This is a genomic window from Ruminococcus bromii, from assembly GCF_002834225.1.
GTDB lineage: Bacteria > Bacillota > Clostridia > Oscillospirales > Acutalibacteraceae > Ruminococcoides > Ruminococcoides bromii.
This window is the reverse complement of sequence record NZ_NNSR01000063.1, coordinates 66,968-79,482: the sequence shown is the minus strand read 5'-3', so window position 1 is coordinate 79,482 and position 12,515 is coordinate 66,968. Positions and strand designations below refer to the sequence as shown.

Below are 12,515 nucleotides of genomic sequence, written 5' to 3'. Positions count from 1 at the left end.
TATCAAGGTGCAGACGCGTTTTTTGTTGCGTATTTGTGCTGTCGGTAAAATATTATATTTATTACAGCTTGTAAAGTAAAATCTTATTTATGTTTTGAAAGGATTGTCTTACTATGGTTACAGCTATGTTATTCGCCGGCGGTATCGGTGCAAGAATGAAGTATTCCGATATGCCTAAACAGTTTCTCGAGGTTGGCGGAAAGCCGATTATTATTCATACAATGGAGCATTTTGCCCGTCATCCAAAGGTTGACGCAATCGTTGTTGCATGCAAGGCTGACTGGATCGGTTATCTCAATGAGCTTATTGCCGCTTTCAATGTCCCTAAGGTAAAGACCGTTGTTCCTGGCGGTGCAAGCGGTTTTGATTCTATTCACAACGGTGTGATGGCTACTGCCGAATTTTCAAAAGATCCTGAGGATATCATTCTCATCTGTGACGGCGTTCGTCCTATGCTCAGCGAGGAACTCATCACTAACTGTATTAAAGATACAAAGAAATACAAAACTGCTGTTCCTGTTACCCCGAGTATAGATTCACTTCTTTATAGCGAGGACGGAGAAACCTGCGGTAAGAGCTATCAGAGAAGCACAATGTACATCACTCAGGCTCCGCAGGGTTACACAATGGAAAAAATTCTTTGGGCGCACGAAGAAGCATATAAAAGGGGCATTACAAACCCTGTTTCTTCAAGTGAACTCTTTATTGAACTCGGCGAAAAGGTTCACCTTTTCCTCGGTGAGAGATTCAATATTAAAGTAACTACACCTGAAGATCTTACAACATTGCGTTCACAGTTCTATTATGAAAACTACAAGCAGTTTGCAAAGGAAGAACTTAAATATGGATTATAATGTTCAGAGTAATATAAAAAAGACAGTTTTTTCCGATATTAAAGAAATTACAAATACAAATGTTGATTGGAACAGGTTTGACGGCAAAACTGTTCTTATAACAGGCGCAGGCGGATTTATCGGTTATTATCTTGTTCTCACATTTCTTGCGAGAAATGACCTTTACAGCAATAATATCAAAGTTCTTGCGTTAGTAAGAAACAGAGAGAGAGCAGAGAAAAAGTTCGGTGTTCTTCTTGAAAGAGATGACATTGAGCTTGTTGTTGCCGATGTTACAAACAGACTTGAATGTGAAAGAGCGGATTTTGTCATTCATGCTGCAAGTCAGGCAAGTAATATCCAGTTTGAAACCGACCCGGTCGGCACAATTAACGCAAATCTCAGCGGTACATCAAACATTCTCGATTTTGCTTTTGAAAGCAAAAGTGAGTCTGTACTTGTTGTTTCAAGCCTTAAAGTTTACGGTGCTTTGCACAATGGTAAAAACAGTATTTCCGAAGATGATATCGGTTATATTGATTTTACTTCCTATAAAAATTGTTATGCAGTGGGTAAGAGAGCGTCTGAAACTCTTGCCGCAAGCTATTGCAAACAGTTTGGACTCAATGTAAAGATTGCAAGACCGAGCTATATTTACGGTGCAAGCAGTCTTACAGACGACCGTGTCTGGGCGCAGTTTATTGCAAATGTTGTCCGTCACGAAAATATTCTTCTCAAGAGCAACGGTGCGGCTAACCGTTCGTTCTGCTATGTTACAGACACGGTTTCCGCTCTCATATACATTATGCTCAACGGAGAAAATGTTACACCGTATAACATTTCTTATGAAAAATCAGATACAACAATAAGAAATTTTGCAAAGACAGCTTGCGAGGTTTTTCCTGAGAGAAATATGACTTTGGCTTTTGCCAATCCCGAGGATGCAAAAGAGCCTGAGATTGACGCTTCCGCTCTTGCAAAAACTCCCGAAATTCTTGACAGTTCAAGACTTCGTGCCCTCGGCTGGAAGCCTCTTGTTGACCTTAAAGAAGGAATAAGAAGGGCTGTCGGCATTCTTGAAGAAGATTAAAATTTAACAATAGAAATTAGGAATACAGTTATGTCTGAGTTGTTACTTAACCAATTTGAACAGGACAGAGCCCTTGCAGCTTTGCGTTATAAAAATCTGAATATCCGTAAATTATTCGGAAAATCTGTTTTTATAGCAGGAGGCGGAGAACCGGCTTTTTCACTTGTATCGTCACTTCTTACGGTTAATTCAAAAAAGCAAGCGGACATAGCTGTTTTTTTGCTTGTTTCGGATTACGAAAGATATGACAGACGGTTTGATTTTATCAATTCATCGGATTTCGCAATTGTAAAATACTCCTCGCCTGATTCAATAAATAAAAGCGGAGATATACTCATCGAAACAGGCTTCTTGCTTTCTGATAAGGTTGAAAGCACGGATGTATTTAAAAGTAATATCAGCAGAGCCGAAAATATTATTTCAGTTATCAAGGTATTGAAAATAAAAGAATTTGTTGTTTTATCCGATGCTTCGGCTTACGGAAAACTTGAAAAAGAACTTGTTATTTCTGAAAAAGAAAAAACACATTCTGATTTTTCCTATGACTCACTGAAATCAATGTTGATTCAATCGGTTGAAAATCTTTATTTTTCAGCCGCTCATATGTACGGCTTTTCAATTAAAGTCATAAGATGCGGTAAGATTATATCTGCAAATTCAAATTCTGAATTTGTTGCAAACACGCTCAAATCGGCTGTTGGCGGCAAAATTCTGAATATTAAAAATAGATCATCCAAGGTATCGTATATAAGTGCCAACGACTTGATTTCTGCTGTTCTGTTTGTTGCTTGTAATGGGGCAGAGTGTCAGGCGTACAACGCTTGTTCGGATGATTCGACAGTCAATTCGGCTGAATTTGCACTTGCACTTTCTGATGCGTTTGAAAACTGCGAGGTAAACATAACCTCCGAAGGATGTTCCGCAGACGGTTGTGCAGTTGACTGTACAAGATTGAAAAAACTCGGCTGGTCATCAGCGGTCAATTACAAAGACGCACTTCTTATTTCGGGACACGAGATTATGAATGACAACAGTGTGTTTATGTTTTCCGATTCATATGACGGCAAGCTAAATGACATTCAGCAAATTCTTCTCGGTTTTTTGCTTGAGGTTGACAGAATATGCAAAAAACATAATATAAAGTATTTTCTCGGTGGCGGAAGTCTTTTGGGTGCTGTACGACACAAAGGCTTTATTCCATGGGACGATGATGCGGATGTTATGATGCTGAGAAAAGATTACGACAGATTCCTTTCGGTATTGCCGAGTGAACTCCCGAATTATCTTTTTGCACAGACTCAGGAAAATGAAAAAGACAGCCACTTTCCGTTTACAAAGCTGAGAATAAACAATACTCTGCTTTCAACTGAATTTACTTCAAGATTTCCGAATATCCATAATGGAATTTTTCTTGATGTGCTTGCACAGGATTATACCTCAAACAATGCTTTCCTACGCAAAATTCATATGAAAGCAACTGCAAGCTCAAGGTGGCTTGTGCTTGATAAGTGGAGAGGCACCTCGGTAAACGCAAACAGCAGATTTTCTTCTTTGTGTGCGAATATTCTGAGAAAGATATTCCCGCTCGGCTTTTTGCAAAAGGTTCAGAACAAGCTTATTTCACTTCATAAGAATATGAAAAATCCTAAATATCTTTTTGACAGTATGGGAAGAAATGTTTCAAGAGGAGCTTTTCCTGCCGAATGGCTTGATGAAGCTATATGGGTCGATTTTGAAAATGCAAAACTGCCCATTCCTAAAGAATACGATAAGTACCTGAAATACCTTTACGGTGATTATATGGAGATGATTCCTGTCAGCGAAAGACATGTAAGTCATGATATCAAGCAGATTGACCTAGGTGAATATGCCGGTTATATTTACAAAGACACTTTGTAAAATTTTGAAATGCGTGCGTTAAAATGGCATAAACCGATTATATAAATCTCACAGCAGCTATTTATGATGCGAAGATTTGTTGCGGACATCTTTATCAATTATTGTTTACATCCATTTTCGGTTATGGTATAATCCTATTGATAGTGTTTTTTCTAGGAATGACTGATGTGCTTTTTAGAAGTACACCGTGATATAAAGCTTCCGTAAAATTCTATGGAGTTACTTGCTTTTCCTGCAAGCAGGGCGGAATCTGTTCCGATTTTATATTTAGTGATATTATAATTTAACGAAAAGTTGGGCTTATTATGAATAACGAAATGAACAACGAAATAAATGAAATTGAAGTAAATGACGCTGAAACAAGTGACATTTTTGAAGAAGAGGTTAATCTCACAAGAAGTGAGTCAAGAGAGCAGGCTTTTATGCTTTTGTTTTCAAAGTCTTTTGACGACGAACCTCTTGAAGAAACAATAGACGATAATTCGGAAATGTTTGTAGGCGGTGTTTGTGCTTATGCTCAGGCAGTAGTTTCAGGCATTGAGGACAAGCACGAAGAGATTGACGAAATCATTGCAAGTCACCTGAAAAAAGGCTGGACTCTTTCGAGAATTTCAAAGCCGTCACTTGCAATTCTTCGCCTTGCAGTCTATGAAATGAAGTATCTTGACAATGTTCCGCAGAGCGTTTCAATCAACGAGGCTGTTGAACTTGCAAAGAAATACACAATTGACGAGAGCAAGTTTGTAAACGGTATTCTCGGAACATATTCCCGTGAAATTTCGGGAAAGTCGGAGAAGTGATATGAGCTTTTTTCTCGGAATTGACACTTCAAATTACACAACATCAACCGCTCTTTATGACAGCGAAATCGGCGAAATGGTTCAGCAGAAAAAACTTCTGCCCGTAAAAGAAGGACAGCTCGGACTCCGTCAGAGCGATGCTGTGTTTCACCACACAGCACAGCTTCACACGCTTATAGAAGAGCTTTTAAAGGATGTTGACACAAGCAAAATAGCCGCAATTGCGGCGTCAAGCCGTCCAAGACCTGTTGACGGCTCATATATGCCGTGTTTCACCGTTGGAGAGAACACGGCAAAAATTTTATCTTCCGCAATGAAAATCCCTCTCTACACCTTTTCGCATCAGGAGGGACACATCTCGGCGGCACTGTTTGGCTCGCAGAGAACAGATTTGTTTGATAAGCAGTTTATCGCTTTCCATGTCAGCGGAGGAACAACCGAGGCAGTATTTGCCAAGGGCTTCGGCACAGGCTTTTCCGTTGAACTTGCGGCACACACTCTTGACCTCAATGCAGGGCAGGCGATTGACCGCACAGGGCTTATGCTCGGTTTAAAATTTCCGTGCGGTCCTCAGCTTGAACAGCTTGCCCTTAAAAATACAGAAAAAATCAGGGTGAAACCAACCCTCAAAGGTTGTGATTGTTGCCTCAGCGGAGTTGAAAATCTATCCAAAAAACTGATTGACGAAGGCAAATCTCCCGAATATGTTTCGGCATTTTGCCTTAAATATATTGAGCAGACCTTGTCCGAAATGACAAAACGGTTGCTTGAAAAATACGGAAAACATCCATTACTCTTTGCAGGCGGAGTAATGTCAAATCGGATAATCAAAAATTCTTTTGAAGAAAAATACAATGCAATATTTGCACCGCCGCAGTTTTCGGCAGATAACTCGGCAGGAATTGCATATTTAGGATACAGGAAGTATAACGATGTACACACCCGAGTTTAACAAACCACGAGTTTTAAGTGTTTCGCAACTGAATTTCTATATAAAGTCAATTATTGAAAATGACGCAAGACTGAATTTTGTCTTTGTTACGGGTGAAATTTCAAACCTTACCGACCATTACAGAAGCGGACACATCTACCTTTCAATCAAAGATGAAAAATCCGTTATAAGAGCCGTAATGTTTGCCGGCAATGCCCGTAATTTAAAGTTCAGACCGACCGACGGAATGAAAGTAATCTGCCGTGGCAGAGTTGCAGTCTATGAACCCACAGGTCAGTATCAGCTTTATATTGAAGATATGCAGCCCGACGGCATAGGTGCGCTTTCTCTCGCTTATGAACAGCTTAAAAAGTCGCTTGCCGAAAAAGGACTTTTTGCTCCCGAACATAAGAAGAAAATTCCGCCGTTTCCGAATTCAATCGGTGTAATTACTTCTCCCACAGGTGCGGCAGTTCAGGATATCCGTAACATTCTTTCAAGAAGATTTCCGTCTGCCGACATAATTATGTGTCCCGTACTTGTTCAGGGCGAGAATGCTCCCACTCAACTTATTGACGCTGTACAGAAACTTGATAAATACAACGCCTGTGATGTTATCATAATCGGCAGGGGCGGCGGTTCAATTGAAGATTTGTGGGCATTCAATGATGAAAACCTTGCTTATGCAATCTACAACTGTAAAATTCCGGTAATTTCCGCTGTCGGTCATGAAACCGATTTTACAATCTGTGACTTTGTATCCGATCTCAGAGCGCCGACTCCGTCTGCGGCGGCAGAGCTTGCAGTTCCCGATACTGCGGAGCTTGTTGATTACTATAAATCGCAAAAGCAGTATGTTTCGTCAATGGCAACATTGAAATTAAGGCAGGAATATAATGCTCTTACAGAATTAAAAACAAAACTGTCCGTTGTATCACCACAACAGAGAATTTTTGAATATGAAAAATCTCTTGAACTTTGCAAAACGAAAATACAGCATTTTGTTCAGGAAACAATAAATAAAAAGACTGCCGACATCACAAAGACAGCCGCAAAACTTGAAGGACTCAACCCCGTTAAAATTCTTTCAAGAGGTTATTCAATTGCCGAAAAAGACGGCAGGGTGGTAAATTCCGCCAAAACACTTAAAAGCGGCGATGAATTTACTCTCCGTTTTTCAGACGGTGAAATCAAGGCAAAAGCAACAGGTGAGTAAAATGGCATTTACACATTTACATCTTCATACAGAATACAGTCTTCTCGACGGTGCGTGCCGCCTGAGCAGACTTGTAAAAGCTGCAAAAGAAAAGGGAATGACTGCACTCGCAATCACCGACCACGGTGTAATGTACGGTGCGGTCGATTTTTATAAGGAATGCAAAAAGCAGGGTATAAAGCCGATAATCGGCTGTGAAGTGTATGTTGCACCGCAAAGCCGCTTTGACAAGACTTCATCCTACGGAAAATACTATCATATGGTTTTGCTCTGCAAAAATCATACAGGCTATCAGAACCTTATCAAGCTTGTGTCAAAAGGCTTTACCGAGGGATTCTACACAAAACCTAGAATTGACGATGAACTCCTTGCCGAGTATCACGAGGGCTTAGTCTGTCTCTCTGCCTGTCTGGCAGGTGAAATTCCGCAAAAGCTCCTTGACGGTGATTATGCCGGTGCAAAGTCAAAGGCTGAATATTACCGTGATATGTTCGGAAAAGAGAACTTTTTTATAGAGCTTCAAGACCACGGAATTGAGGAACAGAAGAGAATAATTCCAAGCCTTGTAAAAATAGCCCGTGAAATCGGTGTTGATATTGTTGCAACAAACGATTGCCACTATATTGAAAAGCAGGACAGCACAGTTCACAGTATTCTTCTATGTATTCAGACCAACAGAACAGTCAATGACAGCGACAGAATGGAGTTCAAAACATCCGAATTTTATCTTAAAACAGAGGATGAAATGCGTGAGGTATTTGCAAATTACCCCGAAGCAATCGACAATACACAGAAAATTGCCGATATGTGCAATGTAGATTTTGAATTTGGCGTGCGCAAGCTTCCGAGATTTGATGTCCCCAATAATGAAGACCATCTGCATTATTTCAGAAGAAAATGCTATGAGGGGCTTTATAAACACTATGGTGAAAATCCCGACAAGGCTCTGATTGACCGACTCGAATATGAAATCAGCACCGTGTCGCAAATGGGCTTTGTAGATTACTACCTTATCGTAAATGACTTTGTAAGCTACGCAAAATCCTGCGGAATCCCCGTCGGTCCGGGAAGAGGCTCGGGTGCAGGCTCGCTTTGTGCCTACTGCATAGGTATAACCGCAATTGACCCTATAAAGTACAATCTTCTTTTTGAGCGATTTTTAAACCCCGAAAGAGTAAGTATGCCGGATTTTGATGTCGATTTTTGTAAGAAACGCAGGGGAGAGGTTATCAACTATGTTGTGCGTAAATACGGCGAAGATCATGTTGCACAGATAATTTCGTTCGGCACAATGGCGGCAAGAGGTGCAATCCGAGATGTAGGAAGGGTGCTTGAAATTCCGTATGCGGCAGTTGATTCGATTGCTAAACTCGTTCCAATGGAACACGATATGACAATTGAGGATGCTCTAAGACTTAATTCCGACCTGAGAAGTCGCTATAAAAATGAACCGCAGACAAAAAAACTGCTCGATGTTGCAATGAGCATTGAAGGAATGCCCCGTCACGCAACAATGCACGCCGCAGGTGTTGTAATCACCGACAAGCCTGTCAGCGACTATGTTCCGCTGTCAAAAAATGACGATAATGTTGTGACACAGTTCACAATGACTGCACTTGAAGAACTCGGTCTTTTAAAAATGGACTTTCTCGGGCTCAGAAACTTAACCGTAATCAATGATGCCGAAAAGCAGATAAAGCATAATAATCCCGAATACAATCCCGATACGGTTGATGAAAACGATAAAAAAGTCTTTGAAATGTTTTCAAAAGGTCACACAGAGGGTGTGTTTCAGTTTGAAAGTCAGGGTATGAAAAATGTTCTCACTCAACTAAAGCCGGAGCGAATTGAGGACCTCATAGCAGTTACGGCGCTGTACCGCCCCGGACCTATGGACAGTATTCCGACCTATATCGACTGCCGCCACAATCCGTCACATATCCGCTACAAGCATCCGCTTCTAAAGGATATTCTCGGCGTTACAAGCGGTTGTATAATCTATCAGGAACAGGTTATGCAGATTTTCAGAACGCTTGCAGGCTACAGTCTCGGACGAGCAGATATAGTTCGCCGAGCAATGAGCAAAAAAAAGCTTGCCGTAATGGAGTCGGAGCGTGAAATATTCATTCACGGTCTTACGGATAATGACGGGAATATCATAGTTGAAGGATGTATTCGCCGTGGAGTTGACGAAAAAACAGCAATTTCCGTTTATGATGAAATGGAAAGCTTTGCTCACTACGCTTTCAACAAATCCCATGCGGCGGCATATGCCAACATTTCCTACAAAACTGCATGGCTCAAATGTCACTACCCCCGTGAATATATGGCTGCTCTGCTTTCAAGCGTGCTTGACAATCAAAACAAGCTTGCGTCATATATCACCGAATGTAAACGGCTCGGAATCCGTGTATTACCGCCTAATGTGAACGAAAGCAATCTTCATTTTACGGTCAGCGGAAACGATATCCGTTACGGACTTCTTGCCGTTAAAAATCTCGGCAGAAATTTTATTGATGAAATAATTGCCGAACGGATAAATTCGCCCTACAAAGACTTTTTTGATTTTTGTAAAAGGCTTTACGGTCGCAATATGAACAGCAGGGCAATTGAAAGTCTGATAAAATGCGGAGCATTTGACGGTTTAGGAGCAAATCGCCGACAGCTTCTTGCAATTTATAAGACTGCGCTTGACAATGTTGAATATGAGAGCAGGCGCAATATGAACGGTCAGATGTCGTTTTTTAGTGATTCTGAAGCGGCAGAAGAATCAACAAGACCGAAGATTCCCGATTTACCTGAATTTTCTGCTTCCGAACTTTTGTATATGGAAAACGAGATTGCGGGAATGTATCTCAGCGGTCATCCTCTTGACGATTACACAACTTTTTCAAAAGCAATCCATGCCGACAAAACGGGCGATATAATCAACAATGACAGCGGAGTGTATTTTGACGGCAAAAAGGTCAGCCTTGTGTGCATAGTGTCCAAACTTAAAACCCAGCTTACAAAGAATAACAAGCTTATGGCTTTTGTGAATGCAGAGGACAGAAACGGTATGGTTGAAATTGTGATTTTTCCGAATGTTTATGAAAAATATTCTGCCCTTCTCGGCACAGGCGGTGCGTTGCTGTTCCGCGGAACTGTCAATTTAAAAGAAAACGAAGAGCCGAAAATCATCTGCGATTCCATAGCGTCTGCCCGTACAAACGAGGATTGCAAAAATAACCCTGTTGCAATAAAAAACACAGAACATTTTCCGCAAAATTATCAGATGCAAGCCGTGAAAAATGATACACAAAAGCCTTCTGCGTTGTATTTGCGTATTGATGACCTCAATACCGATAAATACAACCGTGCAAAGCGCGTGCTTGATATTTTTGACGGCAGAACACCTGTTATTTTTTATCTTACAGACACCAAAAGAAAGGTGAAAGCCCCCTCATCAATGTGGGTAGATATTAACCCTGTTATGATTAAAGAACTAAAATACCAGCTTGGTGATGAGAATGTGGTAGCAAAATGAATAAAAACTAACTTCTAATTCTGTGATTTGTAATAAAAATCAGTAAATGCTATTGAAAAAATCGTTTTTATGTATTATAATTTATGTTGTCAAAGCACTTTATTGCATAAAAGTGCAGAAGTATATGATGCTTTACAGCACAAAAGTGCTGAAAGCTTAGGAGGAAATTAAAATGAAAAAAGCTAAAAAGATTGCCGCAGTTGCTCTTGCGGCGGCTTCTATGTCACTCGCATTTGCAGGATGCGGCGGTTCTGCAGAAAGCTCAAAGGCAGATAATTCAAGCACGGACGGTAAGGTTTACAACATCGGTATCTGTCAGCTTGTTCAGCACGAGGCTCTTGACGCCGCAACAAAAGGCTTTAAGGATTATCTCACAGAGAAGCTCGGTGCAGATAATGTAAAGTTTGACGAGCAGAACGCTCAGGGCGATTCCGCAACCTGTGCTACAATCTGCAACCAGTTTGTTTCTTCAAATTATGACCTTATTCTCGGCAACGGTACTGCCGCACTTCAGGCAGCATACACAGCAACACCGAATATTCCAATCCTCGGTACTTCAATCACAGACTATGGCACAGCACTCGACAAGTCTGATTGGAACGGAGTTTCGGGTATGAATGTTTCGGGTACAACAGACCTTGCTCCGCTTGACCAGCAGGCAGCTATGCTCAAGGAGCTTTTCCCCAACGCAAAGAATGTCGGAATTCTCTACTGCTCGGCTGAGGCTAACTCAAAGTATCAGAGCGATACAATCACTCCTTATTTCAAGGATGCAGGCTATACTGTAAAATCATATTCATTTGCAGATTCAAACGATGTTGCCGCAGTTGCAAAGACTGCCTGTGACGAGAGCGATGTTCTTTACATCCCGACAGATAACACAGCAGCATCTAACACAGGCATCATCGACAATGTAGCCACAGCTGCAAAAACTCCTATTGTTGCCGGCGAAGAGGGCATCTGTAAGGGCTGCGGTGTTGCAACACTTTCAATCAGTTATGACGAACTCGGTAGAAAAACAGGCGAAATGGCTTACAACATTCTTGTAAAGGGCGAGGATATCACAAAGATGAAGGTTGAGGCCGCTCCGAATGTAACAAAAGAATATATCAAAGACCGTTGTGACACATACGGAATCAAGGTTCCCGACGGTTACACTGAAATCAAAGCAGAATAATTCATATTCGGAAAAATAATATTGGCAGGGGTGCCGTGAAAGCGACACCCCGATATTTTATGTATAGGTGGTTTTTATGGATTTTTTAGCAAACTACTTCAGTTCTCTTAATCCTATGAGCTTTTTATCCGCACTTCCGGGTAATATCGCTCAGGGTATAATCTGGGGACTCATGGGACTCGGTGTATTTCTCACCTTTAAGCTGTTGAACTTTGCCGACCTCAGCGTTGACGGTTCATTTGCAACAGGCGGTGCGGTAACCGCAGTTATGCTCATCAACGGCTGTCCTGTTTGGGCAACAATCATCGTAGCAATCCTTGCAGGTCTTGCGGCAGGTCTTGTAACGGGACTTCTTCACACGCTTCTCGGAATTCCCGACATTCTCGCAGGTATCCTCACACAGATTGCTCTTTATTCAATTAACCTGAATATTATGGGAAAATCAAACCTCCCAATCAGCTACAGAAACTATACGCTTGTTGTTTCTGCAAGTAATATAAATATGGCAATTCTCGTAGGTCTTGGAATTTGTGCTGTTGTAGTTGCCGCAATGTATTGGTATTTCGGCACAGAACAGGGCTCAACAATCCGTTCAACAGGTTCAAACCCTGCAATGAGCAAGGCACAGGGCATTAACATCAATTTTACAAAGGTAATTGCTCTTGCACTTTCAAACGGACTTGTTGCACTTTCGGGTTCACTTTTTGCTCAGTATCAGGGCTTTGCTGATATCAATATGGGCAGAGGTGCAATCGTAATCGGTCTTGCGGCTGTAATCATCGGCGAAGTTCTCGGTGAGGCAATTTTCCGCAAGCACATGAATTTCATCATAAGAATGCTCTTTGTAATTGTCGGCGGTATTCTCTATTATATCGCAATGGGCATTGTACTCTGGCTCAAGATGCCGACAGACGATACAAAGCTATTTACGGCAATTATCGTTGCAATCTTCCTTGCAGTTCCGTATCTCCAGAAAAAGAGAAAGACTTCATTTAAAAAGGTTGCAAAAATGAATGCTAAAAACGCACAGAAGGAGGGTTAAG

At 41.3% G+C, this 12,515-nt stretch carries 9 protein-coding genes; all 9 read left to right on the top strand.

Annotated features, from left to right (window positions below):
* Positions 1 to 113 precede the first annotated feature (113 nt).
* The 9 genes from RBATCC27255_RS06665 (at position 114) to RBATCC27255_RS06625 (ending at position 12,514) form a co-directional block, all read left to right on the top strand.
* A complete protein-coding gene (locus RBATCC27255_RS06665; RefSeq protein WP_101029288.1) occupies positions 114 to 854 on the top strand; it encodes an IspD/TarI family cytidylyltransferase in 741 nt (246 codons plus the stop codon).
* A complete protein-coding gene (locus RBATCC27255_RS06660; protein ID WP_101029287.1) occupies positions 844 to 1,923 on the top strand; it encodes an NAD-dependent epimerase/dehydratase family protein in 1,080 nt (359 codons plus the stop codon). Before RBATCC27255_RS06665 ends, RBATCC27255_RS06660 begins: the two co-directional genes overlap by 11 nt.
* Before the next feature lie 30 nt (positions 1,924 to 1,953).
* On the top strand, positions 1,954 to 3,822 hold the full coding sequence (locus tag RBATCC27255_RS06655) for a LicD family protein (protein WP_101029286.1): 1,869 nt from the start codon (positions 1,954 to 1,956) through the stop codon (positions 3,820 to 3,822).
* Between the two features lie 305 nt (positions 3,823 to 4,127).
* A complete protein-coding gene (gene nusB / locus RBATCC27255_RS06650) occupies positions 4,128 to 4,622 on the top strand; it encodes a transcription antitermination factor NusB (RefSeq protein WP_101029285.1) in 495 nt (164 codons plus the stop codon).
* Between the two features lies 1 nt (position 4,623).
* Positions 4,624 to 5,574: a tRNA (adenosine(37)-N6)-threonylcarbamoyltransferase complex transferase subunit TsaD gene (locus RBATCC27255_RS06645; RefSeq protein WP_101029284.1), complete on the top strand. Its 951-nt coding sequence runs from the start codon at positions 4,624 to 4,626 to the stop codon at positions 5,572 to 5,574.
* On the top strand, positions 5,555 to 6,769 hold the full coding sequence (gene xseA / locus RBATCC27255_RS06640) for an exodeoxyribonuclease VII large subunit (RefSeq protein ID WP_101029283.1): 1,215 nt from the start codon (positions 5,555 to 5,557) through the stop codon (positions 6,767 to 6,769). The genes RBATCC27255_RS06645 and xseA overlap by 20 nt, the downstream gene beginning before the upstream one ends.
* Position 6,770: 1 nt before the next feature.
* Complete coding sequence (locus RBATCC27255_RS06635) at positions 6,771 to 10,295, top strand: DNA polymerase III subunit alpha (RefSeq protein ID WP_101029282.1); 3,525 nt, start codon at positions 6,771 to 6,773, stop codon at positions 10,293 to 10,295.
* A 172-nt stretch (positions 10,296 to 10,467) separates the two neighbouring features.
* Positions 10,468 to 11,472: an ABC transporter substrate-binding protein gene (locus RBATCC27255_RS06630; protein WP_101029281.1), complete on the top strand. Its 1,005-nt coding sequence runs from the start codon at positions 10,468 to 10,470 to the stop codon at positions 11,470 to 11,472.
* A 76-nt stretch (positions 11,473 to 11,548) separates the two neighbouring features.
* Positions 11,549 to 12,514 carry an ABC transporter permease gene (locus RBATCC27255_RS06625; protein ID WP_101029280.1) on the top strand — a complete coding sequence of 322 codons (966 nt, stop codon included), beginning with the start codon at positions 11,549 to 11,551 and terminating at the stop codon, positions 12,512 to 12,514.
* Position 12,515: the final 1 nt, after the last annotated feature.

Coding starts and splice junctions, on each gene's coding strand:
- RBATCC27255_RS06655 (WP_101029286.1), top strand. CDS start 1,954: ATGTCTGAGTTGTTACTTAACCAATTTGAACAGGACAGAGCCCTTGCA.
- RBATCC27255_RS06630 (WP_101029281.1), top strand. CDS start 10,468: ATGAAAAAAGCTAAAAAGATTGCCGCAGTTGCTCTTGCGGCGGCTTCT.
- RBATCC27255_RS06635 (WP_101029282.1), top strand. CDS start 6,771: ATGGCATTTACACATTTACATCTTCATACAGAATACAGTCTTCTCGAC.
- RBATCC27255_RS06660 (WP_101029287.1), top strand. CDS start 844: ATGGATTATAATGTTCAGAGTAATATAAAAAAGACAGTTTTTTCCGAT.
- nusB (WP_101029285.1), top strand. CDS start 4,128: ATGAATAACGAAATGAACAACGAAATAAATGAAATTGAAGTAAATGAC.
- xseA (WP_101029283.1), top strand. CDS start 5,555: ATGTACACACCCGAGTTTAACAAACCACGAGTTTTAAGTGTTTCGCAA.
- RBATCC27255_RS06645 (WP_101029284.1), top strand. CDS start 4,624: ATGAGCTTTTTTCTCGGAATTGACACTTCAAATTACACAACATCAACC.
- RBATCC27255_RS06625 (WP_101029280.1), top strand. CDS start 11,549: ATGGATTTTTTAGCAAACTACTTCAGTTCTCTTAATCCTATGAGCTTT.
- RBATCC27255_RS06665 (WP_101029288.1), top strand. CDS start 114: ATGGTTACAGCTATGTTATTCGCCGGCGGTATCGGTGCAAGAATGAAG.